Consider the following 22,606-nt stretch of genomic DNA (forward strand, 5'->3'; position numbering starts at 1 on the left):
GCACAACGCAACGCCTCCAAAGTCGATTAAGGCGGGCAGAGGGTTAACGGAGCGCTAACGGATCGCGGCTAATTTGATGTTTGTTCCCTGGAGACGCGAAACCGGCCCGGCCGGAGGCGCGGGGCCGGGTCTGTGTCGAGTATCGGGCGTATCCTCCGTGTCTTCTTCGGATTTCAGGCACATCGCTATCCGGACCGAAGCGGGAAAAGCCGAAAGGCTGTTCCGCGCCGCCGTGTCGGCCTTCTGCTCGCTGACGCGCCCGTCGCGGCGCGAAATCGCCCAACTCGAGGATCTGACGCTGCCGCTGTTCGACGAAGTGTCGGTCGAATCGCGCCGCTATGTCGCCGCCGCCCTTTCCGAATGCGAATATGCGCCGGCCGCGTTGGTGCGGCGGCTGGCCGAGGAGCCGGTCGAGATCGCGGCGCCGCTGCTTACCCGCTCGAACGCGCTGAGCGACATCGACCTCATCGCGCTGATCGGCCGCCATGGCCTGCCGCACGCGCGCGCAATCGCTCGCCGCAAGGAACTCAACGCAACCATCGCCCACCTGATCCGCGCGCTGGAGAAGCCGACGCTGGTCAACACGCGGCCGCCGGAGACGGTCACGAAGATCGCGCCGGTGAAACCGGCCGCTTCCGCAACAGAAGACAACCGCCCGGATCCCGGCGTGCCTGAGGAAAACGCGCGGCGACGCCTGCGCTCGATGATGCGGCCCGCCGGCGAAAGTGCCGCTGTCAACCTGTTCCTCGGACAGCCGACTTATCTGAAGCTGCGCGAGACGGCGCTGACGGGCAACCTTGCTTTCTTCCAGACAGCGCTTGCCGATGCGCTCGACATCGATTTTGCCACAGCCCGCTCGATCACAGAGCAATCGGGCTACGCAGCGCTGCTTGCGGCGCTCAAGGCGCTCGACCTAAGCGAAGACAGGGCCTTCCTGATCGCGGTCGCGGTCCATCCCGGCGAGTTTCCGCATCCCCAGGCAATCCGTCTGTTCCTCGACCGCTATCGGCTGCTGCATCGCGAGGCAGCGCTCGACAAGGTGCGGGCCTGGAAAGCCGAAACGCTGTCTCGGGCGATCCGCGGCAATGCCATCGAGACAGGGCGCCACGCATCGAACAGCGATGACAAGGCCGCCGGCCGCAAAGCGTCCTGAACCAATTCCAGGGAAGGTGCTCAGCGGTTTTCCGTGGCTGGACGCGACGCTGGGCCGCCGCCTCTATTCCGCCTTCACGGAAACAAGCTCCTCGACCGGAACGGAGCCGGCCTCGATCTCGACCACCCAGATGTCGGGATCGAATCTCTTTTCCTTTTCCAGCCTTGCATCGAATGCCGAGCTATCGTCGCCAGAATCGAGCAAGGTGAAGAAGCGCTCGTCGGGCTTGGCCGAATCGTAGCTCGTTTGCGGCGCCGGTCCGTACAGAGCCACTTCGCCGAGCCGGTCGCGCGACAACACGAAGACGGCGCCGGCCTCGGTCGCGCCGCGCTTGACCACGGCAGCAAAACCGCCGGCGGTGAAGACACGGCGCAGAAGGGCCGATACCCACAGATCGGTAGTCACGCGCATGGCAGGGTTCCGGATGGCATGCCGACCTTTTTAGCGAGATTCCCGCGTGTTCGCGAGCGGCCAGGATGTCAAGAACGGAACATCCGCTTCTAACAAATCTTGTTGAAATTTATTAGAGGCGTTAAAAACAATAACCATGAAAACTCAAGCCATGCGTACTCTCACCATATCCCTCACACCGAAGCAGGCCGCGCGTCTGCAGGACGCGGTGGACAGCGGCAGCTATGCTTCGAATAGCGAAATCGTCAGGGAAGCCCTCAGGCTGTGGGAACACCGCGAGGAACTTCGCGCCCTGGAACTGGCACAGCTAAAGCAAGCTTATGAAGAAGGCATGGCGAGCGGTAAGGGCCAAGAGGTTGACCGCGCCGCCTTTCTGCGTGCTCTGAAGGCCGAGCGCGCCGGACGTGGCTAACTATCGACTTACTCCTCGCGCGCAACGGGATCTAAGCGAGATTTGGGAACATATCGCGGCTGACAGCGAAAGAGCTGCTGACAGGCTCGTAGGACGCATTTTCGACAAGCTGGAACTCGCTTGCAGCCATGCCAGTATAGGTGTCGCTCGGCCCGAGTTGAGCGACACAGCCCGTGTTCTGGTGGAAGGCCGATATATCGTTATTTACGAACCGACGAGCTACGGCATTCTAGTTGTGGCAATAGTCCACGGGATGCGAAACCCCGAACATTGGCTCGAATGAACCGACGCCCGATGCCGCCGCTCCCTCAGTTTGTCAGGCCGATCTCGCGCATCTTGGCATAGACCACTTCGTCCGGCTCACCGGTTTCGGGCAGGCCGAACAGCGCCTGGAACTCCTTGATCGCAGACTTGGTCCGGGCGCCTACGACGCCGTCGAGCTGCATATCGTCATTGCCGAAGGCCTTCAGGCCAGCCTGGATCTTGACGATGCGGGCGTCGGGGGCCTGCGCTGCGCCGTTGGCCGGAGAGGAGACCGGAATGGCCGCCGGTCCGGCGGCCTGGGCCGCAGCCCTGTCGGCCGGTCTCGGGGCCGGACGCGGAATGGCCGCAGTCGTTTGCCTGGCGCCAAGCTGATCGAGCAGCGCGCCGTCGACATCGCCGGAGGCGGGCAGCCCGACCTTGAGCTGATAGGCCTGGATAGCCTTGCGCGTGGCTGGGCCCGTGAGGCCGTCGACGGTGCCGTCGTAGAAATTGAGGTCCTTCAATATGCCTTGCACCTGCTGGACGACCGGATCGGGCTTGGGAGCGGGCTGCGCCTGCCGCACGATGTTGATGGTGGTCTCCGGCTCATCCGAGACGGCATGCGGGAAATTCTCGATGCTCCTGGTGGCGAAGAAGGCGCCCGTGTGCGGAAAAGGCTGGTACCAGAGCGCGTTGGCCGAAACGTAGAAGAGCGTCACCAGGAAGGCGGTCGAGCCGCCGACCAGAACCGGATTGCGCGAGATCATCTGGCCGACCGCCGCAGCGCTCTCGGCAAGCAAGCCGCGCTCGGGTTCGACCACTTTAGGCCGTCTTGCGGAGCGAGCCATTGCTGTCCCCATTTGCATCCCCCTTCGGCTTTGCAATCGGCACGGGCAGCACGTCGGCCGGCGCGCCCGAGCGCCGCTTCGGTCCGTTCACCGGCAGGCTGATCGTGACCGTCGTGCCTTCGCCCGGGGCGCTCTCGATCGACATCGTGCCCTCATGCAGCGCCACCAGCCCCTTGACCAGCGACAGGCCGAGCCCGGTTCCCTCGAAGCGGCGCGTATAGTCGTTCTGGATCTGCATGAACGGCTTGCCGAGGTTGGCCATATCCTCGTCCGCGATGCCGATGCCGGTGTCACTCACCCAGAAATGCAGCCGCGAGCCGACCCGCTTGGCGCCGATCACCACGCTGCCGCCGTCAGGTGTGAACTTCACGGCGTTCGAAACGAGATTGATCAGAATCTGCTGCACGGCGCGGCGATCGGCATTGATCTCGCCGGCGTCAGGCGCGATCTGCGCGCCGAGCGCGATGCTCTTGGCCTCCGCCAGCGGCCGCATCATCGAGCGGCACATGTCGGCGGCATCGGCGAAGCGGAACGGCTCGAGCTCGGTGGCATAGGCGCCTGCCTCTACGCGCGAGACATCGAGGATCGAGGTGACGACGGACAAAAGATGCTGGCCGGACTCCCTGACCAGGGCGACATATTCCTTCTGGCGCGGATCGCGGAAGGCGCCGAACATCTCGTGCAGCAGCATGTCGGAGAAGCCGATGATGGCATTGAGCGGCGTGCGCAACTCGTGGCTGACCACCGCCAGGAAACGCCCCTTAGCCACTTCGGCGGCAGCCGCAGCCTCCCTCGCCGTGGCAAGCTCTTCGCGGAGCGCAGCGACCTCGTCGTTCTCACGAAGGACGAAGGTCAAGATGTCCTGCTCCCGCGCGCCGCGCAGCAATTCAAGGCGGAACGGGCGGAAATTGTCGGCCGAGCAGCCACCGTCGCGCGGCAAGCGGATGCGCAGGTCGAGCCGGCGCTTCGGCGCGCCCTCGCGCATGTCCGCGAGCGCGGTGAGATAGGCGACGCGATCGGAAAGATGGACGCGCTCGAACAAGCCAGTACCGAGCAGGAGCTCCGGCGCAAGCTTCAGAATGGAACGCGCCTTGGCCGAAGCGTCGAGCACCTCGCCCTGGCGGCCGACGCGCAGCACGACGGCATCGATCGTCTCTTCGAGACGGTCCACCGCAGGCTCCGCCTGACGCGCATCGGCGGGATTGGCGAAGGCCGCCGCGCGCGGCAGGAGCGTAAGCGCCCAGGCAAGCGGCAGCAGCCAGTGCCAACCGGCGATCGCAGCCTCGCCGAGCGGCAGGAACTGGTTTGCGAAAGGCTGCAGCAGGATGGCGCCGAATGCCGCCAGCGCGCCCGAAATTGCTGCGCGGCGCGACCCGGCGATCCAGCAAGACTCGACCGGCAAAGCCACTGCAAGCAGCGCGACCGGCGACGCCAGACCACCCGCCGCGGCAATTGCGCCGGCAAGCGCGAGGCCACCCGTCGCCACCGAGGCACGGCCGGCGAGCGTCATGCGGCCGGTGGCGGCAACCAGAAGCGCTGCGAACCAGCACAGACCGAAAGCGCCGAAGATCGCAGCCACTGTAACGGCGGCGCCCAGGCTTGAGGTGACCAGCGTCACCGCCGCACCCGCGGCGAGGAAGGGAGCGGCGAGCATGACGCCGATGAAGCGGCGCTGGCGCTGGCGCTCAGCCTCGTCCGTGACGGTCGGATGAACCATGCGTTCGCAGCCGGCGGCAACCGCGCCAGGCAGAGGAACGTATCTGGCCGTAATCGAACTCAACGCACTCGGACCCGGTCGTGAATTGCCCTGCTTCTGCAGGTGACTCTTGATTGGACTGAAAGTCGCATCCAGCGTTTAAGGAATGGATAAGGCAGGGAAGGCGAGCGCCCCGCCCGCGGCAAATATCGGGACGCCGGCACCCCAAAGCCCGTCGATCTGCCGCCATGGTAAATGGAGCGTTAGCCACAGCGCGGCTCGCCTGGCCTCCCGAAAACCCAGTGCCGATGCTCGCCCCTTCCAAAATTTTTCTTTTGAAACAGCCACATAGATGGTTGTTCTGAAGTTAATTACAGTCGATGAGATTTGAGTTAAATCGGTTGCGAAAATCAATCCTTTCGAATTTATCTAAAATTTGAAGAAAATTCGCGGCTTCGGCGCAAGCCACGCTTCGCGCCTTCGTGCCATTGTCATGTCCATAAAAAGAGATCATGCCGATGGATGCATGATCCGATCACGACGAGGCATCGAGATGGGCTTTCTGATCAGGATGGCTTTCTGGTTTTCGCTGGTGCTCTTGGCGCTGCCGCTCAGCGTCGGCCCCGACGAGGATGGCCGCGAGGCGGTCGGGCCGATCCAGGCGTTGTTTGCGGCGCGCGAGGCGGTCGGCGACATTGCCGGCATCTGCGAGCGCAAGCCGGATGTTTGCGAGACCGGCAAATCGGCCATGCACACCATCACCGTGCGCGCCAAGGAGACAGCCAAGATCGCCGCCGCCATGCTTGATGACCAGCAGTCGGAAAAGACGGCCGCGCCCGCTGCGAAGGTAGCGCAGACGTCTGGCGAGACCACCGGCAGCGTCGCCGAGGGCATCGTGCTGCCCGCCAAGGTCAACATTCCGGCGATGCTGACGGCGAAGAACTGAGATTGCTTTTTCTGGAAATGCTCTAACGCCGCGGGCCCGCCCGACCTCTCGACGCCCGCGGCGTCTTTCTTTTTCCGTGACGTGGCGGCGCCGGGTCACTATATGCGGGCAATGACGACCTCGATCGAAACGATCCGCGACGATTTCTCCCTGCTCGACGAGTGGGAGGACCGCTACCGCTATGTCATCGAGCTCGGCGAGGCGCTGCCTCCGTTTCCCGAGGCGGAACGCACACCGGCCAACAAGGTGCCGGGCTGCGTCAGCCAGGTGTGGCTGACCACCGAGCAGGGAGAAGGCGTCGATCCGGTGGTCAGCTTTCGCGGCGATTCCGACGCCCACATCGTGCGCGGCCTTGTCGCCATCATGCTGGCGCTGTTCTCGGGCCGGCCGGCCAGTGAAATCCAGAACACCGATGCGGAAGTGACGCTGAAAGAGCTCGGCCTCGACGAGCATCTGTCGCCGCAGCGCGCCAACGGCCTTCGCTCGATGGTCAAGCGCATCAAGCGCGACGCCGAAGCCGCCTTGAAGCAAACCGCCTGACTCTGCCCCAAGCCCGGCAACAAGCCGCACTGCGGCGGGTTCACCCGTTCGCAGCAAGACATCCCTGAAATACCTCAAAAGCAAAACGGCGCCCCGCGGGCGCCGTCGCTTTTGCCGACTTGCGGAAGCTGCTACCGGCGACCCTTGGGCTTGCGGCCGAGGCCCATCTTCTTGGCCAACTGCGAACGGGCGGCTGCGTAGTTGGGAGCAACCATCGGATAGTTGGCGTCCAGGCCCCACTTCTCGCGGTATTCTTCCGGGGTGAGATTGTAATGTGTCATAAGGTGGCGCTTCAGCGACTTGAACTTCTTGCCGTCTTCGAGACAGACGATGTAGTCGTCATGGACGGAGCGCTTCGGGTTGACGGCCGGCTTCTGCTTCTCGGCCGAAGGCTGCTCCGTCGTGCCGCCGACGCGGCCGAGCGCGGCATGAACGTCGGCAATTAGGTTCGGCAGTTCGCCGACCGGCACCGGGTTGTTGCTGACATAGGCCGCGACGACATCGGCAGTCAGCTCGATTAGCGCGTCCCCATTCCTTGAAGGTGTTTCGACGATATCCATTGTGCTCAGGCCCCAACGAGAGTTTGTTTTCTAGACTGCGCCCTTTTTCTGGATCGGGCATCGCGCGAAATTCATGCAGGCAAGCCCTGCGATTCGCGTCGCGTCATCTTAATGACCCTGTGCTGCAAGTAAGTCAATTCACCTACTGAATTATATTCGGCGATATTCATCAAATATTGCCGATTCAGCTTCAAAAATTCGTGTGCCGTGTAACTTAGCGAGATTTTTCTGGCCGGACCAGTGCAGCCTGACGTGGCGCCAAGCACGCTTTTACACCTCTGGTCGCGTCAAAACAGGTTCTTTATGCTTGGCTAAACTAATGTTTGGCCGCCCGGTGAGCGAAGAATCCTATGGATCATGGCGCGGACATTCATCCTCGCGTCGAACAGCCAAGTCGCCTCGACGAACCTCTCAGTGGGGTTTGATGTACTTGCCGTAGACCCAGCTGGTAACAAAATGACCGTTCTGCGCTGGATCGTGCCAGACCTCGCACCAGCGGTAGCGGATCGCCTGCCGCTGCTTCCAGTGCGGTTGGCCGGCAATGTCGAGCAGATCTATCCCGCCCGTGCAACGGCCGGTCATCTGCAAGACGGTGCCATTCGGATAGGCCGCCTGTCTTTGCGATGTGTTTGACGGATACTTGCGCGCGTTGAGCGTGTCGCCGAACGGCACGCCAGCCACTTGCCAGGCCGCGAACACGGTTGCATGAGACTGGCCGGAAAAGGCCAGGACCGCCGAAGCGACAGCGAAAGCCACGGCGGCTCGAACATAGGATTTCATCTTTTCCCCTTTCGACTTACTTTGTGTAGACCACCTTGAACCCCGCCCTTTGAACCGCTGCTGAGCGACACGTTCATTCGCCATTCAAGCAGATTTCAGGCAATTCCACAGCGAGACGCAATGACCAGAACCTCCGTCTTCCCGACCGCCATCCCGCCGCGGCCCGAGAAACGCCCCATCTTCGACGTTCATCACGGCATCACCCGCACCGACGACTACGCCTGGATGCGGGCCGCCAACTGGCAGGCGATGTTCAGGGACCCTGCACTGCTCGACGGCGCGATCCGCGCTCATCTCGAGGCCGAGAATGCCTACCAGGCAACGCTGATGGCCGACACGGCCGAGCTGCGCCGCAAGCTGTTCGCCGAGATGAAGGGGCGCATCAAGGAGGACGACTCCACCGTGCCGATGAAGGACGGTCCCTACGCCTATGGCTCGTCGTTCAAGCTCGGCGGCGAGCAACCGCGCTACTTCCGCACGCCGCGTGATGGCGGCATTGAGGAGATCCTGCTCGACGGCGATGCGGAAGCCGAAGGCAAGCCCTATTTCCGTCTTGGCGGATTCGACCATTCGGCCGACCATCGCAAGCTGCTCTGGGCTTTCGACGACAAGGGCTCGGAGTTCTTCGCGCTGCGCGTGCGGGACATCGCCAGCGGCAAGGAACTCACCGATCAGATCCCGGACACAGGTGGCGGCGGCGTGTGGAATGCCGGAGACGACGGCTTTTTTTACACCCGCCTCGACGACAGCCACCGCCCGTCAAAAGTGTTCTTCCACGCGCTTGGCGACAATCCGGAGAACGATCGGCTGATTTACGAAGAGACGGATGCCGGCTTCTTCATGGACGTCAGCGGCACGCGTTCCAACGACTGGATCATGATCGGCATCAACGATCATGAAACCTCCGAATACCGGCTTCTGCGCGCCGACGAGCCGTTCGCCGAGCCGAAGCTGGTGGCGGCGCGCGAGACCGGCCTGCAATATGACCTGGAGGAAGGTGGTGACGTCTTTTTCATCCTCACCAATGCCGACGGCGCCAAGGACTTCAAGATCATGACCGCGCCGGTCGAAGATCCGGTGCAGGCCAACTGGAAGGAACTGGTGCCGCACGAGCCCGGCCGGCTGATCCTGTCGGTGCTCGGCTTCAGGCACCACATGGTCAGGCTGGAACGCAAGGAGGGCCTGCCGCGCATCGTGGTGCGCGATCGGGCAAACGGCGAGGAGCACCTCATTGCCTTCGACGAGGAGGCCTTCTCGCTCGGCCTTTCCGGCTCCTACGAATACGACACCGAAGTCATGCGCTTCACCTATTCGTCGATGACGACACCGGCACAGGTGTTCGACTACAACATGCGCAGCCGCGAGCGCGTTCTCTTGAAGACGCAGGAGGTGCCATCGGGTCACGATCCGGAGCATTATGTCACGCGCCGGCTGATGGCGCCGGCTGCCGAGGGCGAGTTGGTGCCGATCTCGCTGATCCACCATCGCGACACGCCGCTTGATGGCTCGGCGCCCTGCCTGCTCTACGGCTACGGCTCCTATGGCATCACGGTTCCCGCCGCCTTCAACACCAATTGCCTGTCGCTGGTCGACCGCGGCTTCGTCTACGCCATTGCCCATGTGCGCGGCGGCAAGGACAAGGGCTATGGCTGGTATGACGACGGCAAGCGTCGGCACAAGATGAACACCTTCACCGATTTCATCGCCTCAGCGCGCCATCTCGTGACCGAGCGCTACACGTCGCACGATCGCATCGTCGCGCAGGGCGGCTCGGCCGGCGGCATGCTGATGGGGGCGATCGCCAACATGGCACCCGAAAGCTTCGGCGGCATCGTCGCCGAGGTGCCGTTCGTCGACGTGCTCACCACCATGCTCGACGCCAGCCTGCCGCTGACGCCGCCGGAATGGCCCGAATGGGGCAATCCGATCGCCTCGGCCGAGGACTACACGACGATCGCAGCCTATTCGCCCTACGATAATGTCGCGGCGCTCGACTATCCGCCGATCCTGGCGCTGGCAGGTCTGACCGACCCACGCGTCACCTATTGGGAGCCGGCCAAATGGGTGGCGCGGCTGCGCGACCGCAAGGCGGGCGACAATCCGGTGCTGTTCAAGATCAACATGGAGTCCGGCCATGCCGGCGCCTCGGGCCGGTTCTCGCGCCTGGAGGAGATCGCGTATATCTACGCCTTTGCGTTGAAAGTGACCAGCAAGGCCTGATTTTTCCCTCGCAATCGCGAGCACCTCGCGCTACGCAATGCGCCTCGTTTTTGGTCGCGGCCGGTTCGGGCCGCGCCAGCCGTCATTCGCAGGGTTCGTCATGCTGCTCGTCGACGTCTATCTCGACAAATCGCCCATCCAGGGCATCGGTGTCTTCGCCAAACACCGCATTCCAAAGGGCACGTTGATCTGGAAGCTCGATCCAAGATTCGACCGCCGCATTTCGGTCGACACTTATGAGAACGAAAGCGGCCCGGTGAAGTCCTACCTCGATCGGTACTCCTATCCGGACAGGCGCGACCGGAATTATATCGTCTTCGAGGCGGACGATGCGCGCTACATGAACCATGCCGACGAGCCGAACTGCGACGTCTCCTCGCCGGAGGAAACCTACGCGCTGCGCGACATCGCGCCCGGCGAGGAACTGACCTGCGACTACAACCACTTCTTCGAAAACGGCTTCGATTTTTTGGGCGACCGCCACGCGTAGTGGGAGCGACCGCGGTCGAAGCGTCTCACGCCGAGAGCAATTCCGGCAAGCGCTCCATGGCCAATCTGCCGCGCAGGTGTCGGATGGCGACCAAGGCTTTGCCGGCGATGACGCCTAAAGCGACGCCGCCGGCGATCGCAAGCAGTTGGAAGCCTGGAGCCGGGAGCCAGCCTGCGACAGGTGCCATCAAAAGCTCAGGGACGAAGCGATGGACCAAGTAGATCGGGAAAGCCGCGACGGCGACCTGCGTAACCGCCCGCCCCACCCCAGCAGGCAGGCGAACACGCGGCAGGTAAAGAAGAGCCGAGAGCGCCGCGAAGATCGTCAAATACTTGACCGTCGTCCCCAGCCAGACCGACTCCCAAAAGGCTAGATACCCCAATACGGCAGTGGCAAATGCGGTCACGAGGAGTTTTCTGGCGGGAGTGTCGGCCAAACCGGCGCACCAGCCGAAGACCGCAAGGTGGAAGACCCAGTAGATCGCGAAGATCTGGCGGCTGCCTAAGTCCACGAACAATGGGACTGCAAAGCGCGCAGCGGCGGCAAACGCCAATAGTCCGATCGAGAAGGCAAAGGGTCGAGCCTGGGCGAGCTTGCGTAGAACCGGAACGGCAAAGGCGAGGGCGAAGACCAACAGCGTCTGCGCATAGGCCTCGATGAACCAGTAGAGATACGGGATCATCTCGTGACGTTCCGGTTCGGCATAGCCGAAGTTGCCGGTAAGGGTCATCGAGGCCCAAGGGATCGCCTGCCAGGCGAGGGAGTAAGCGGCGACTATGAGAAAATAAGGGATCAGGACGCTAATCGCAGGTTTCAGCGCGTGCCGGATCCGACCGGCAAGCAAATGGACCGACTGAAAACGCGCAAGGCTGTAGCCGACAAGCAGCATCATGATGCCGGAGCCGCCCGGGATAGGCCACAGCGTCTCGTGATGCACGACCACCAGCAGGATGGCGAAGGCCCTCAGCACGATATCGACAGGCGTCTCGTTTGCCTGGTCCCGCATGAAAGACCGTTTCGCCGAATAAAGATTTGTCAGGTCTCCAACGCTTAGTCGTTCCCAGCCGTGCGGCAGTTCCAAGCCGAGCCGTTCGAGTTCCAGAGCCAATTGCAAAAAGCGAAGAGAATCTCCGCCGAGCGACACAAAGCTGTCAGCGCGGCCGACCGGAAGCGGATAGAACACGCGGGCATAGGCTCCGGGCACGCCGCCACGTTCGCGGATTTCCGCCCGTCCCAGCAACATCTCGCGTTGCAGGCAGCCATAGTCGATCTTGCCCGAGGCTAGCCTGGGAAGGTCGACACGCGTCGAAACTCGAACCAGATTGGCGGGCAAGCGGCTGACTTCGGCCAGGATACGCTGTGCCCGGCCTGCCGAGCCGGCGCCGGTCACATAGGCTTCTAGGCCTCGATCGTCGCCGAGCACCGCGGCCGCAATGCCCGCCCGCTCCAGGGCCCGCTCCATGATATCGAAGCCGATCCTGAGGCCGGCAATCTTGGCAAAGCGGCTCTTGCGCCCGACGATGCGGAAGAAACCTTGCTCGTCCTGGACGGCAATATCGCCGGTGTTCAGGATCTCGACCTCAGCCCCGCGCGCCAGATCACAACGCTGCTCGGCGTAACCCATCATGACGTTCGGGCCGCGATAGACAAGTTCTCCCGGGATGCCCGAGCGGTTGACCGGCTCCCCCTTGTCGTCGACAAGGCCGAGGCTGCCGCCTGGGATGGCGACGCCGATCCGCTCCTCCCAGTCGGACAGGCTCTCCGGCGGCACGAAGGCGATACGCGCTGTCGCCTCGGTTTGACCATACATGACGAAGAAACGCCCACCCGCGGCGCGCAAATGATCCCTGTACAGGCGGATGACGTCGGGGCTGAGCTGTCCACCCGCCACCGTCATCATGCGCAAACCCTTGAGCTTATTGTCGCGGAAACGCATCCGTTCCAGGAGTTCGTAGGAATACGGGACGCCGGACAGATTGGTGCAGCCACCGTCGGCGATTATCTGCAGGAAATCGCCGTCCATGGCCGAAACACCGGGGAAGAGGATGCTGCCGCCGGCAATCAGATGCGAATTGAGAACCGACAGTCCGTAGGAATAATGCAGCGGCAGCATGAGAGCGGCCCTGTCGGCGGACGAGAGTTCGAGATAGGTCGTTATCGCGCGCGCATTGGCTTCGAGATTGGCATAGGAGAGCCTGACCGCCTTGGCGGCGCCCGAGCTGCCGGACGTCATCAGCAGCAGCGCGAGATCGGGATGCAGCGGCTCAATGTCCCTCGCGGGCCAGGCTTCCTTCACGAGACGCCAGCGGCCATCGGCTCGGCGATAGGTGAAATCCGGCTGGAAGGCCGCCAGGAAATCGTCCCAGACCCTTTTGTCGCAAGGCGGCAGCATGGCCACCGCATGACCCACCCGCAGGGCTCCAAGATAGGCGACGACCGCATGCTCGGAGGGTTCCGCTGAGATAGCGACGAGCTGCTTTCCCTTATCCCCCAGCCGCGTGGCGAAGTGCTGCGCAAGGTCGTCAAGCTCCGCATAAGACAGGCTGCGCCCGTCGGCGAAGAGAAGTGCTGCGCGCTGCTCGCCACAGGCGAATTCAGACACAAGGTCGAGAGAGGGCATGTGCAAGGCTTCGGTCCGCCTGGAAACTGGCCGAAGCGCGTATGATACATGACTATTAGAGTCAACTAATATGGACTTGAGACATCACAGGCAGATCGCATCGATGGTGTCGCGCAGCCGATATGCATCGGTCAGCTCGCCGGCTTGCGCGCCGGATAGCTGTTGCGATGCGGCGGGACGGCCTTCAGATAGGCCGCGATCGCGGCGCGGTCATCGGCCGTCAACTGAGCTATGTTGCGCTGCACGTCGACCATGGCACCGCCGACGGAATCGAAATCCGGCGTGAAGCCGGTTTCGAGATAGTTGGCGATGTCGGCCTCCGACCAGTCCTTCGTGCCGCCCTGCGGGGTGATATTGGGCACCACGCCCGAGCCCTCGGCGGCCACGGCTCCCGCCAGCCATTCGGCCTTCTTGACGCCGCCGGCAAAGTCGCGCGGCGTGTGGCATTCGCCGCAATGCCCGGGGCCCTCGACCAGATAGCGGCCGGCCAGCACCTTGTCGGGCGCGCCCCCGGGCAAGGCAATGACCGGTTCAGGGCTGACATAGAGCCGCTTCCAAAGACCAATGCCGCGACGGATGTTGAAGGGGAAGGAGAGTTTGTGGCCGGGCGCCTTGCCGGCGACCGCCGGCAGCGTCTTCATAAAAGCATAGAGGTCGGCGATATCGGCCGGCTTCATGCGAGCATAAGAGGCATAAGGGAAGGCCGGATAAAAATGCTCGCCGGAGGGCGAAACGCCTTTCAGCATCGCATTGGCGAAGTCCTCCTCGCTCCAGGCGCCGATGCCGTCCTTTTGATCCTGCGAGATGTTGGGCGGTACGAAGGTGCCGAACGGCGTCTTCAGCTCCAGCCCGCCGGCAAGCTCCAGGCGGGCATCACCCTTGGATCCCGGTTTGGCGTGGCAGGATGTGCAGCCGCCAGCAAAGAAGATGCGCTTGCCTTTCGCAGCATCACCGGGGCCAAGCTGCGCGACCGTCGCGGCATCAAGCCTGACGGGCGCTGACAACGCCCAGCCGGCGACCGCGCCGGCGCCGCCCAGCACGATGACAGCGCCGACGAGCTTCTTCAGCCACGCCATATCAGGCGATCAGCCCTTCTTGATCCTGTAGGTCTCATGACAGGTGCCGCAGTCGCCGCCGATGGTGTTGAGCTGCGCCTTGAGCGCATCGACATCGGCCGGCGGCGAAGCCACTGCCGCCTTGACGTCGGCCAGGAACTTGTCCCCGGCCGCCTTGAAGCCTGGCATGTCTTCCCAGATCTTCGGCGCCGCCGTGGTGTCGCCCTTGTCGCTGCCGGCCGGGAAAAGTTTCTCGGCATCGAATTTTTCGGCGTTCGCCTCCAGCGCCTTTAGCGCCGTCAGCACAGCGGCGGCGTCGAAAGCCTCCTCGCCTTTGACGACCTTGGACAACTGGCCGGCGAGCTTGCCGCGTTCCTTCATCAGGGCCTGGCGATCCTTGATCGGGTCGGCATAAGCGGCCGAGCCGGCAAAAGCGAGCAAAGAGATGGCGATGACAAGCTTTCTCATTCAATTGGCTCCATGGTGAAGAGAGTTCGCGACTAGACGTTAACGGGCGATGCAGTGGAATTATTCCCTCCGCGCCGCAACGATTTTCTTGACTGGAATTGCCCTCCTGCGCCGGCAAAAGAAAAGCCCCGGTCATGCCGGGGCTTTTCGGAAGGGTCGATCAAGCTTTCGCCTTCTCGTAGAGTTCCAGGACATAATCCCAGTTGATCAGGCTGTCGACGAAGGCTTCGAGATATTTCGGCCGCGCGTTGCGGTAGTCGATGTAATAGGAGTGCTCCCACACGTCGACGCCGAGGATCGGCGAAGCGCCATGAACCAGCGGGTTCTCGCCATTGGGGGTCTTCGAGATCGCGAGCTTGCCGTCCTTGACCGAAAGCCATGCCCAGCCGGAGCCGAACTGGGTGGTGCCGGCGGCGACGAAGTCCGCCTTGAACTTGTCGTAGCCGCCGAGATCGGCATCGACGGCCTTCTGCAGCGCGCCCGGCAGCTTGTTGCCGCCGCCGCCCTTCTTCATCCATTTCCAGAAATGGATATGGTTGTAGTGCTGGGCGGCATTGTTGAAGAGCCCGGCATTCTTGCCGAAGGACTGTTTCACGACCTCTTCGACCGACAGGTCGCCCATTCCGGCCTCGGCGGCCAGCTTGTTGCCGTTGTCGACATAGGCCTTGTGGTGCTTGTCGTGGTGGTACTCCAGCGTCTCCTTCGACATGTAAGGCTGCAAGGCCTCGTAGTCGTAGGGCAAAGCGGGCAACTCAAAAGCCATGGATGGTACTCCCTCAGGAAAAGTCCGGTGAAACTACCGGACTAAGATAGGTCTGGAATGGGTTGGGACAACTCCGGAACGAAGCGCCGAACGACTTTTTATCCGCTCAGGCGGCGGAAGTCGAATGCGCCCAATCCCAATAGAGCTCGCGCGCCTTCTTGGCGACCGGTCCAGGCTGAATGCTACGGTCCTCGATGCGCGTGATCGGCACCACCTTCGAATGGTTGCCGGTCGAGAAGATCTCGTCCGCCTCGAGGAAATCGCGGATCGACAGCGTCTTCTCGGTGGTCCTGAAACCATAGTCGCCGAGCAGGTTGATCGTGCGCGAGCGGGTGATGCCGGAGAGGAAGGTGCCGTTCGCGGCGGGCGTCATCACATGGCCGTCCTTGACCAGGAAGATGTTGGAGGTGCCGGTCTCGGCGACATTGCCCAGCATATCGAGCACCAGCGCGTTGTCGAAGCCGCGCATCTTGGCCTCGAGGATGGCGCGGCCATTGTTGGGATAGAGGCAGCCGGCCTTGGCGTTGGTCGGCATGGTCTCGATGGTCGGCCGCCGGAACGGCGAGACGCCGATCGAAAAGCCCGAAGGCGGAATCATCGGCGCTTCGTAGAGGCAGAGACAGAAGCGGGTCGAGGACGGGTCGGCCGGCACGCCCATATAGCCGCCATGCTCGGCCCAGTACATCGGCCTGATATAGACGGCGGTCTTGCCGTCGAATTTCTTCAGGCCGTCCCATGTTAGCCCGACGATCTGCTCCGTCGTCATGGAAGGCTTCAGGCCGAGCGCAATCGCCGAGGCGTTGACGCGCGCGGCGTGACGGTCGAGATCGGGCGCCACGCCTTCGAACCAGCGGGCGCCGTCGAAGACGCTGGTGCCCAGCCACATGGCGTGGCTGCGCGGTCCCAGAATGGCAACATTGCCCTCGTACCAGTCGCCGTCCACATAGGTCCATGTCGCGGACTGCGCCGCCGCCGCCAGTGTCATCGTTTGCCGTCCGTATGGATGAGTTCCGGCCTCCATAGGACGACGCTTTGACGGCCGGCGTCAACCGACATCGGAAAAAATCCTTGAGGCCAGAGGCACTTAAAGCACGGCGCACGGAAAGGGATGGGCCATGTGTGTTGGGTTTTTGTGTTATGCGATCCTTTCCGAAAACCGCTGCCCACTTTTGGGCGACATGCATTAACCGCAATCAGCGCTTGCGCGGCAGGGCCGGGCGCCGCAAAACTCTTCCTATGCACCATGCAGCCTATGTCTTCGACGCCTATGGCACGTTGTTCGACGTGCACGCCGCGGTGCGCCGCCATGCGGGCGAGATCGGGCCGGACGGCCAGCTTCTCTCCGAAATCTGGCGCGCCAAGCAGCTCGAATATTCCTGGGTGCGGACGCTGATGGGCGCCTATGCCGATTTCTGGCAACTGACCGAGCAGGCGCTGGACTTCGCGCTGCGCAAGGTGCCGTCGGCCGATCCGGCGCTCAGGGCAAGGCTGCTGGAAGCCTATTGGCGGCTCGACTGCTATCCGGAAGTGCCGGCGGTATTGAAGGCACTGAAAGCAGCGGGAGCGAAGCTCGCGATCCTGTCCAACGGCTCGCCGGAAATGCTGCGGGCGGCGGTGAAATCGGCCGCCCTCGACCAGATCCTGGACGACGTCTTCTCGGTCGACGAGATCAAGCGCTTCAAGACCGATCCTTCGGTCTACGACATGGTGGTCACTGGCTGGCGGCTCTATCCGGGGGCGGTGTCGTTCCAGTCCTCCAACCGCTGGGACGTCGCGGGCGCCGCCAGGTTCGGCTTCCGCACCGTCTGGATCAATCGCGCCAATCAGCCCGACGAATACCGGGATTTTCCGCCGGGGCTGATCCTGCCCTCGCTCGAAGGCCTTCTGGCAGGCGTTTGAGGGTGCTGTTGCTGCAGCGCAACAGATGTGTCGCGGTCACAGCTTCGCCTTTGTTTGTCCACCCTGAGGCCAGAATTGGAACCGCCTATCACCGCCGACTGTTATTGCAGCTGTCGGCGCCGGCCAGCGGATTCATGCATTCTTGCGAATTCAAGACCTAGAAAAGGCAACCATGTCAGACGCTTCCTTCCGCATCAGCCGCCGTGGCTTCCTCAATCTCACGGCCCTTGGCGCTGCTTCGGCGATTTCCGCCTGCTCCACCACCGGTCCTCGCCCGGCAGCCGTGCAGCCGCCACCGCCGGCCTCCGTCGAGCCGCCGCTCGGCGACTACGCCACCATGTATGGGCCGATGTCCGACAACGGCTTCGACCTGCCGGCCATCCCGGTAAACAAGATCGATCACAGATATTTGCGCCAGATCGTTCCAGATCCGACCGGACAGCGCCCGGGCACCATCGTCGTCGATACCACCAACCACTTCCTCTATCTGGTGCGTGAGGGTGGCCAGGCGATCCGCTACGGCGTCGGTCTCGGCCGCGCCGGCTTCGAATGGTCGGGCGATGCGGTGGTGCAATGGAAGCAGAAGTGGCCGAAATGGACGCCGCCGGACGAGATGGTCGCGCGCCAGCCGGAACTGACGGAATACAGCGCCAAGAACGGCGGTATGCCCGGCGGGCTCAAGAACCCGCTCGGGGCGCGTGCGCTCTACCTCTTCAAAGGCAACCAGGATACGCTCTATCGTCTGCACGGGTCGCCGGAGTGGTGGTCGATCGGCAAGTCGGTCTCGTCGGGCTGCGTGCGCCTGATCAATCAGGACATCATCGACCTCTATGACCGCGTGCCCAACAAGACGCCGGTCGTGGTCACAGCAGATGTTGGCCAGCCGATGGCCGATATGCCCGAGCGCCGGGCCATTCCGATCGACAACGGCGTGCCGGACGACTCTGTCCTGCTGGGGCCGGTGCCGCAGGAGAGTGACGAGATCTTTTGATCCGGCGTTCGTCAGCGGTGCTTGGCGAGGATGTCCGCCAGCACCGCAACGCCGCGGCGCAACGCCTCCGCGTCGAGACCAGCATATCCCATGATGAAGCCCGCCGTTTCGGGCCGCGGCTCGGCCGGATCATAGAGCGGCGATACCGGATAGAGGCCGATCCCCGCAGCACGTGCGTCGGCGATGATCGCCGGCTCGCATCCAGAATCGATGCCGTTCAACCAGGCCACGACGTGCAGGCCCGTGTCGGCCCCAGCAACAGTCACCTTTGGCCCGATATGATCGGCGAGCGCCCGCAGCAGGACTTTTCGGCGCTCGGCATTTTTCCTGCGGATGCTGCGGACGTGGCGCTCGTAAGCGCCGCTCGTCAGCAGGTCGGCCAACACGTCCTGCTCCAGCATCGGAGCATGCCGGTCGGTCAGGCGCTTTGCCTCGCTGAAGGCCCGACGCAGGCCGGCGGGGACGACCAGATAACCGAGCCGCAAGGTGGGCGAGAGCGTTTTGGACAGCGTACCGACATAAATGACGGAGCCTGGATCGAGCGTCTGCAGAGGCGGGATGGGGGCGATGTCGTGGCGGTATTCGCCGTCGTAATCGTCTTCGACGACATAGGCGCCTGATGCCGTGGCCCAGGCCAGGAGGGAATGCCGCCGCGTCGCCGAAAGCACGCCGCCGAGCGGAAACTGGTGCGATGGCGTGACGTAAGCCAGACGGGCCGGCGGCAGCGCATCCGTCCTCAACCCGTCAGCGTCGACTGCAACTGGCACGGCGACGCCGCCCGCGGCCGTGAAGGCATGGCGGGCCAGCATATAGCCCGGATTCTCGATCACGAACGGATCGCCGGGGTCGAGGAGCAGCCGCGCGCAGAGGTCGAGCCCTTGCTGGGAGCCGTTGACGATGGCGATCTGGTCCGGCGCGCAGTTGATGCCGCGTGCGCGCCAGAGATAGGTTTGAAGGGCGCTGCGAAGAACAAGCGATCCCTGCGGGTCGCCATAGCGCAACCGTGCGCCGCGCCGCAGAATGGCTTTGTTCGAGGCCCGTCGCCAAGCCAGGACCGGGAAGTCCGCCCCGGACAGGTCGCCATAGCGGAAATCCGCAACCTTGGCCGGCTGCTGTTCCACCGGCGAAGGCAGAGCCAGCAGCCTGCGCGCGAACGTCGAGAGGTTGCGTGGCGAGGCAGCCGCGATGGAAGCCGCCCCTGACGGCCTCTCCAGTCCCGGAGCCACGATGGCACGCGCGCCCTGCCGGATGATCAGATAGCCTTCGGCGTCGAGCTGGTTGTAGGCCGCCGTCACCGTGGTTCGCGACGCGCCCCATTCGGCGGCAAAGGCCCGCGACGACGGCAGCCGATCGCCGGGCCGGTAAACGCCGCTATGGATCTGCGCCTTGATCGCCGCGATGATCCGGCGCGCCACGCCTTCCTGTTCCAACTGGACCACCGAAAACCTTCAAAACTGGATGTTCCAAGCAAACCAGCTTGCCGGCATCTTTAAATGCAATGCAAGGAGTTTTCGCCATGTACATTCCGCCCGCCTTCCGCGATGACGACAGGGAGAGCCTCATGGCGACGATCCGCGCGGCACGGCTGGCGACGCTGGTCACCGCCACGGCGGAAGGACCGCAGGCGACGCCATTGCCGCTCTTGCTCAACGAGAGCGAGGGCGAGCATGGCACGATCTACGGCCATGTCGCGAAGGCAAATCCGCAGTGGCGCGCACCGGTGCTGGGCGATGGCCTGGCGATCTTCATGGGCCCCGACGCCTACGTGACGCCGGCCTGGTACCAGACCAAGCAGGAGACCGGAAAGGTAGTGCCGACTTGGAACTACCTGGCCGTTCATGCCTATGGGCCGATCGACTTCTTCGAGGACGCCGACAGGCTGCTCGAGATCGTCACGCGCCTGACCAATCTCCATGAAGGCGGACGCCCCTCGCCTTGGTCCGTATCGGATGCGCCGCCGGATTTCATCCAGGCGCAACTCAAAGGCATTGTCGGCTTGCGCATGCCGATCACGCGTCTCCAAGGCAAGCGCAAGATGAGCCAGAACCGCAACGCGGCCGATCGCGCCGGTGTCGCCACTGGTCTAGCAGCGAGCGACCGGCCTTCGGATCGCGACGTCGCCCAACTGATCCCGTCTTGACATCCGACCCAGTCCAATTGCCAGCGAGCCGATCATGCCGGACCTGACACAATTCGCCTTGTACTTCGCCGCGGCGCTGCTGCTCGCCATCACGCCCGGACCGGGCATCTTCTATGTCGCCGCGCGCACCCTGGCCGGAGGCCGCGCTGAAGGCATCGCCTCCAGTTTCGGGACAGGCCTGGGCGGCATGGTTCATGTGCTTGCCGGAAGCCTGGGCGTTTCCGCCCTCGTGCTCGCGAGCGCCGAACTCTTTACGGCGCTGAAGCTGATCGGCGCCGTCTACCTCGTCTGGCTCGGCTTGCGCACCTTCCAGTCCGCCCGCCGCGAGGCAAAGACAATGCTGGAAGGTGGCGCGCCGACGCCTGCGGTCGGCGCTGGCCGAGCGTTTCGCGAAGGGGTGCTGGTCGAGGCGTTGAACCCGAAGACGGCCGCCTTCTTCCTGGCCTTCATTCCGCAATTCCTGGATCTCGGCGCCGGCCACGTCGCCTTGCAGTTCATGGTGCTCGGCTTCGTGTCGGTGACGCTCAACACGCTGGCCGATATCGTGGTCGCCTTCGCGGCCGGCCGCATCAGGGATGGAGCGGCAGGCCGGTCCGGCATGATACGTCGGCTCCGGGAGGCGTCCGGCGGCGCGATGATCGCGCTGGGCATCGGCCTTGCCGTAGCCAAGCGCCCTGCCCTCTGATTGCCGCGCCTCAGTTGGGCGCTACCGCCCGCGCGCCAGGCTGCCTAGTATCCCGCGCACTATCGCGCGGCCGACGGAAGAGCCCACCGAACGCACCACCGACTTGATCGCGGCTTCGGCCACTGTCTGACGGTTGGAGGACCGGCGGCCCGACCCTCCCAACACATCGTCGAAGCCCGGAATTGTCCAGCGCGAGCCGCCGGTGCCCGCCTGCTGCGCCTGCGCTTCGGCTTCCTGCGCCTCCCTGGTCTTCTTCTGCAGTATCTCGAAGGCCGAGTCGCGATCGACCGCTTGATCGTACTGCCCGGCGACCGGGCTCTCGGCAAGGACCTTGCGGCGCTCGTCGGGTGTGATCGGCCCGAGCCGCGACGACGGCGGGCGAATCAATGTGCGCTGTACCATGGCCGGCACGCCCTTATCCTCCAGCATCGAGACCAGCGCCTCGCCGGTGGCGAGCTGGGTAATCGCGGTGGCGCAGTCGAAATCCGGGTTGGGCCGGAAGGTGTCGGCCGCCGTCCGCACCGCCTGCTTCTCGCGCGGCGTATAGGCGCGCAACGCGTGCTGCACGCGGTTGCCGAGCTGGGCCAAAACCTTTTCCGGAATGTCGAGCGGGTTCTGGGTGACGAAATAGACGCCGACACCCTTGGAGCGGATCAGCCGCACCACCTGCTCGACGCGATCAACCAGCACCTTCGGCGCGTCCTCGAACAAAAGATGCGCCTCGTCGAAGAAGAAGACCAGCTTCGGCCGCTCGAGATCGCCGACCTCGGGCAGTTCCTCAAACAGCTCCGACATCAGCCAGAGCAGGAAAGTGGCGTAGAGCCTGGGATTCATCATCAGCTTGTCGGCGGCCAGAACACTGATCGCGCCGCGGCCGTCGCGGGTGGTGCGCATCAAATCGGCGATGCGCAGCGCCGGCTCGCCGAAGAAGTTCGCGGCGCCCTGCTGCTCAAGCACCAGAAGCGTGCGCTGGATGGCGCCGACGGAAGGCTTGGTGACATTGCCGTAGCGTGCGCTGAGCTCGTCGGCTCGCTCGGCGATGTTGGCGAGCAGCGCCTGCAGGTCTTTGAGATCAAGCAGCAGCAGGCCCTCTTCGTCAGCGATGCGGAAGGCGATGTTCATGACACCTTCCTGCGCTTCGGTGAGGTTCATCAGCCGCGACAAAAGCAGCGGCCCCATTTCCGAGATGGTGGCACGGATTGGGTGACCCTGCTCGCCGAACAGATCCCAGAAGATGACCGGGTATTCCTGAAACTGATAGGGATCGAGCTTCACCTGCTCTGCACGCTTGACCAGGAAATCCTTGGCCTCGCCCATCATGGCGATGCCGGAAAGGTCGCCCTTGATGTCGGCGCAGAAGACCGGGACGCCGGCATTTGAAAAGCCCTCGGCCAAGACCTGCAGGCTGACCGTCTTGCCGGTGCCTGTGGCGCCGGTAATCAGGCCGTGGCGGTTGCCGTAGCGCAGCAGGAGTTCCTCGGCGCGCTGGTAGGAATCATCAGGCTTGCGGCTGGCGCCGATGAAGATGCTGGTGTGGTCAGCCATATGTCCGGTCTCCGCAATCTCTTCCGCCAAAAACGCCCGGTCTCATGGAGGATAATAACGCGATCGGCGGGCGACAATGCCCACCATCAAATTTGGCGCTATTCGAATTTGACCCTGGCAGCGAAACCACCTTACTTAGCT

23 protein-coding genes are annotated in these 22,606 nt (G+C 63.4%); 11 read left to right on the forward strand and 12 right to left on the reverse strand.

From position 1 onward, the window contains the following. Positions 1-157 precede the first annotated feature (157 nt). Positions 158-1,153, forward strand: coding sequence for a DUF2336 domain-containing protein (locus tag P9228_RS19670; protein ID WP_095823724.1), 996 nt, complete (start codon positions 158-160; stop codon positions 1,151-1,153). Between the two features lie 63 nt (positions 1,154-1,216). Here P9228_RS19670 and P9228_RS19675 read toward each other — a convergent pair whose 3' ends face one another. Then, a complete protein-coding gene (locus P9228_RS19675; RefSeq protein ID WP_067320924.1) occupies positions 1,217-1,564 on the reverse strand; it encodes a DUF1491 family protein in 348 nt (115 codons plus the stop codon). A 151-nt stretch (positions 1,565-1,715) separates the two neighbouring features. Between P9228_RS19675 and P9228_RS19680 the strand changes: the two genes are divergently transcribed. Further along, the gene (locus P9228_RS19680; RefSeq protein WP_176477604.1) at positions 1,716-1,976 is read left to right on the forward strand and encodes a type II toxin-antitoxin system ParD family antitoxin; all 261 of its coding nucleotides are present in this window, start codon (positions 1,716-1,718) and stop codon (positions 1,974-1,976) included. Next, a complete protein-coding gene (locus tag P9228_RS19685) occupies positions 1,969-2,259 on the forward strand; it encodes a type II toxin-antitoxin system RelE/ParE family toxin (protein WP_095800167.1) in 291 nt (96 codons plus the stop codon). Before P9228_RS19680 ends, P9228_RS19685 begins: the two co-directional genes overlap by 8 nt. A 25-nt stretch (positions 2,260-2,284) precedes the next feature. On the opposite strand, the gene P9228_RS19690 is transcribed toward P9228_RS19685, so the two are convergent. Beyond that, a complete protein-coding gene (locus tag P9228_RS19690; protein WP_278055052.1) occupies positions 2,285-3,067 on the reverse strand; it encodes a peptidoglycan-binding protein in 783 nt (260 codons plus the stop codon). After that, positions 3,042-4,784 (reverse strand): PAS domain-containing sensor histidine kinase, encoded by a 1,743-nt coding sequence (locus P9228_RS19695; protein WP_278055054.1) that lies wholly within the window; start codon positions 4,782-4,784, stop codon positions 3,042-3,044. The genes P9228_RS19690 and P9228_RS19695 overlap by 26 nt, the downstream gene beginning before the upstream one ends. Before the next feature lie 532 nt (positions 4,785-5,316). On the opposite strand from P9228_RS19695, the gene P9228_RS19700 reads away from it, so the two are divergent. Continuing rightward, positions 5,317-5,709, forward strand: coding sequence for a DUF5330 domain-containing protein (locus tag P9228_RS19700; RefSeq protein ID WP_278055466.1), 393 nt, complete (start codon positions 5,317-5,319; stop codon positions 5,707-5,709). Positions 5,710-5,820: 111 nt separating this feature from the next. Further along, a complete protein-coding gene (locus tag P9228_RS19705; RefSeq protein ID WP_066997661.1) occupies positions 5,821-6,249 on the forward strand; it encodes a SufE family protein in 429 nt (142 codons plus the stop codon). Between the two features lie 131 nt (positions 6,250-6,380). On the opposite strand, the gene P9228_RS19710 is transcribed toward P9228_RS19705, so the two are convergent. Further along, on the reverse strand, positions 6,381-6,809 hold the full coding sequence (locus tag P9228_RS19710) for a MucR family transcriptional regulator (RefSeq protein ID WP_067320912.1): 429 nt from the start codon (positions 6,807-6,809) through the stop codon (positions 6,381-6,383). A gap of 411 nt (positions 6,810-7,220) precedes the next feature. Continuing rightward, positions 7,221-7,589, reverse strand: a complete 369-nt coding sequence (locus P9228_RS19715) for a hypothetical protein (protein ID WP_067320909.1) — start codon at positions 7,587-7,589, stop codon at positions 7,221-7,223. Between the two features lie 120 nt (positions 7,590-7,709). On the opposite strand from P9228_RS19715, the gene P9228_RS19720 reads away from it, so the two are divergent. Together P9228_RS19720 and P9228_RS19725 are read left to right on the forward strand one after the other, a co-directional pair. Beyond that, on the forward strand, positions 7,710-9,809 hold the full coding sequence (locus P9228_RS19720; protein ID WP_278055058.1) for a S9 family peptidase: 2,100 nt from the start codon (positions 7,710-7,712) through the stop codon (positions 9,807-9,809). Between the two features lie 100 nt (positions 9,810-9,909). Beyond that, the gene (locus P9228_RS19725; RefSeq protein WP_066998147.1) at positions 9,910-10,299 is read left to right on the forward strand and encodes an SET domain-containing protein-lysine N-methyltransferase; all 390 of its coding nucleotides are present in this window, start codon (positions 9,910-9,912) and stop codon (positions 10,297-10,299) included. A gap of 25 nt (positions 10,300-10,324) precedes the next feature. On the opposite strand, the gene P9228_RS19730 is transcribed toward P9228_RS19725, so the two are convergent. The 5 genes from P9228_RS19730 to P9228_RS19750 form a co-directional block, all read right to left on the reverse strand. After that, on the reverse strand, positions 10,325-12,919 hold the full coding sequence (locus tag P9228_RS19730; protein WP_278055061.1) for an AMP-binding protein: 2,595 nt from the start codon (positions 12,917-12,919) through the stop codon (positions 10,325-10,327). A gap of 131 nt (positions 12,920-13,050) precedes the next feature. Then, positions 13,051-13,995, reverse strand: a complete 945-nt coding sequence (locus tag P9228_RS19735) for a cytochrome c (RefSeq protein ID WP_278055063.1) — start codon at positions 13,993-13,995, stop codon at positions 13,051-13,053. Positions 13,996-14,004: 9 nt separating this feature from the next. Continuing rightward, complete coding sequence (locus tag P9228_RS19740) at positions 14,005-14,442, reverse strand: cytochrome c (RefSeq protein WP_067320896.1); 438 nt, start codon at positions 14,440-14,442, stop codon at positions 14,005-14,007. Positions 14,443-14,602: 160 nt separating this feature from the next. Further along, positions 14,603-15,205, reverse strand: a complete 603-nt coding sequence (locus P9228_RS19745) for a superoxide dismutase (protein ID WP_066997682.1) — start codon at positions 15,203-15,205, stop codon at positions 14,603-14,605. A 106-nt stretch (positions 15,206-15,311) separates the two neighbouring features. Next, complete coding sequence (locus tag P9228_RS19750) at positions 15,312-16,190, reverse strand: branched-chain amino acid aminotransferase (RefSeq protein WP_095800175.1); 879 nt, start codon at positions 16,188-16,190, stop codon at positions 15,312-15,314. Between the two features lie 251 nt (positions 16,191-16,441). Here P9228_RS19750 and P9228_RS19755 point away from each other — a divergent pair, with 251 nt between their 5' ends. Continuing rightward, positions 16,442-17,104, forward strand: coding sequence for a haloacid dehalogenase type II (locus P9228_RS19755; protein ID WP_067320889.1), 663 nt, complete (start codon positions 16,442-16,444; stop codon positions 17,102-17,104). Between the two features lie 172 nt (positions 17,105-17,276). Then, positions 17,277-18,095, forward strand: coding sequence for a L,D-transpeptidase (locus tag P9228_RS19760; protein WP_127215443.1), 819 nt, complete (start codon positions 17,277-17,279; stop codon positions 18,093-18,095). Positions 18,096-18,106: 11 nt separating this feature from the next. On the opposite strand, the gene P9228_RS19765 is transcribed toward P9228_RS19760, so the two are convergent. Then, a complete protein-coding gene (locus tag P9228_RS19765; RefSeq protein WP_278055067.1) occupies positions 18,107-19,510 on the reverse strand; it encodes a PLP-dependent aminotransferase family protein in 1,404 nt (467 codons plus the stop codon). Positions 19,511-19,611: 101 nt separating this feature from the next. Between P9228_RS19765 and P9228_RS19770 the strand changes: the two genes are divergently transcribed. Continuing rightward, positions 19,612-20,235, forward strand: coding sequence for an FMN-binding negative transcriptional regulator (locus tag P9228_RS19770; protein ID WP_095800178.1), 624 nt, complete (start codon positions 19,612-19,614; stop codon positions 20,233-20,235). A 34-nt stretch (positions 20,236-20,269) separates the two neighbouring features. Beyond that, positions 20,270-20,920 (forward strand): LysE family translocator, encoded by a 651-nt coding sequence (locus P9228_RS19775; RefSeq protein WP_278055069.1) that lies wholly within the window; start codon positions 20,270-20,272, stop codon positions 20,918-20,920. Positions 20,921-20,941: 21 nt separating this feature from the next. Here the strand turns inward: P9228_RS19775 and P9228_RS19780 are convergent, their stop codons facing one another. After that, positions 20,942-22,465: a helicase HerA-like C-terminal domain-containing protein gene (locus P9228_RS19780; protein WP_278055071.1), complete on the reverse strand. Its 1,524-nt coding sequence runs from the start codon at positions 22,463-22,465 to the stop codon at positions 20,942-20,944. Positions 22,466-22,606 lie beyond the last annotated feature (141 nt).

This window comes from Mesorhizobium sp. WSM4898 (genome assembly GCF_029625845.1).
Classification (GTDB): Bacteria; Pseudomonadota; Alphaproteobacteria; order Rhizobiales; family Rhizobiaceae; genus Mesorhizobium.

Excerpts from the sequence above, each read along its gene's own strand:
- P9228_RS19690 (WP_278055052.1), bottom strand. The coding sequence starts at position 3,067 with ATGGCTCGCTCCGCAAGACGGCCTAAAGTGGTCGAACCCGAGCGCGGC.
- P9228_RS19730 (WP_278055061.1), bottom strand. The coding sequence starts at position 12,919 with ATGCCCTCTCTCGACCTTGTGTCTGAATTCGCCTGTGGCGAGCAGCGC.
- P9228_RS19770 (WP_095800178.1), top strand. The coding sequence starts at position 19,612 with ATGTACATTCCGCCCGCCTTCCGCGATGACGACAGGGAGAGCCTCATG.
- P9228_RS19680 (WP_176477604.1), top strand. The coding sequence starts at position 1,716 with ATGCGTACTCTCACCATATCCCTCACACCGAAGCAGGCCGCGCGTCTG.
- P9228_RS19695 (WP_278055054.1), bottom strand. The coding sequence starts at position 4,784 with ATGGTTCATCCGACCGTCACGGACGAGGCTGAGCGCCAGCGCCAGCGC.
- P9228_RS19740 (WP_067320896.1), bottom strand. The coding sequence starts at position 14,442 with ATGAGAAAGCTTGTCATCGCCATCTCTTTGCTCGCTTTTGCCGGCTCG.
- P9228_RS19750 (WP_095800175.1), bottom strand. The coding sequence starts at position 16,190 with ATGACACTGGCGGCGGCGGCGCAGTCCGCGACATGGACCTATGTGGAC.
- P9228_RS19675 (WP_067320924.1), bottom strand. The coding sequence starts at position 1,564 with ATGCGCGTGACTACCGATCTGTGGGTATCGGCCCTTCTGCGCCGTGTC.
- P9228_RS19720 (WP_278055058.1), top strand. The coding sequence starts at position 7,710 with ATGACCAGAACCTCCGTCTTCCCGACCGCCATCCCGCCGCGGCCCGAG.
- P9228_RS19700 (WP_278055466.1), top strand. The coding sequence starts at position 5,317 with ATGGGCTTTCTGATCAGGATGGCTTTCTGGTTTTCGCTGGTGCTCTTG.
- P9228_RS19760 (WP_127215443.1), top strand. The coding sequence starts at position 17,277 with ATGTCAGACGCTTCCTTCCGCATCAGCCGCCGTGGCTTCCTCAATCTC.
- P9228_RS19775 (WP_278055069.1), top strand. The coding sequence starts at position 20,270 with ATGCCGGACCTGACACAATTCGCCTTGTACTTCGCCGCGGCGCTGCTG.
- P9228_RS19755 (WP_067320889.1), top strand. The coding sequence starts at position 16,442 with ATGCACCATGCAGCCTATGTCTTCGACGCCTATGGCACGTTGTTCGAC.
- P9228_RS19780 (WP_278055071.1), bottom strand. The coding sequence starts at position 22,465 with ATGGCTGACCACACCAGCATCTTCATCGGCGCCAGCCGCAAGCCTGAT.
- P9228_RS19710 (WP_067320912.1), bottom strand. The coding sequence starts at position 6,809 with ATGGATATCGTCGAAACACCTTCAAGGAATGGGGACGCGCTAATCGAG.
- P9228_RS19705 (WP_066997661.1), top strand. The coding sequence starts at position 5,821 with ATGACGACCTCGATCGAAACGATCCGCGACGATTTCTCCCTGCTCGAC.
- P9228_RS19725 (WP_066998147.1), top strand. The coding sequence starts at position 9,910 with ATGCTGCTCGTCGACGTCTATCTCGACAAATCGCCCATCCAGGGCATC.
- P9228_RS19745 (WP_066997682.1), bottom strand. The coding sequence starts at position 15,205 with ATGGCTTTTGAGTTGCCCGCTTTGCCCTACGACTACGAGGCCTTGCAG.
- P9228_RS19735 (WP_278055063.1), bottom strand. The coding sequence starts at position 13,995 with ATGGCGTGGCTGAAGAAGCTCGTCGGCGCTGTCATCGTGCTGGGCGGC.
- P9228_RS19715 (WP_067320909.1), bottom strand. The coding sequence starts at position 7,589 with ATGAAATCCTATGTTCGAGCCGCCGTGGCTTTCGCTGTCGCTTCGGCG.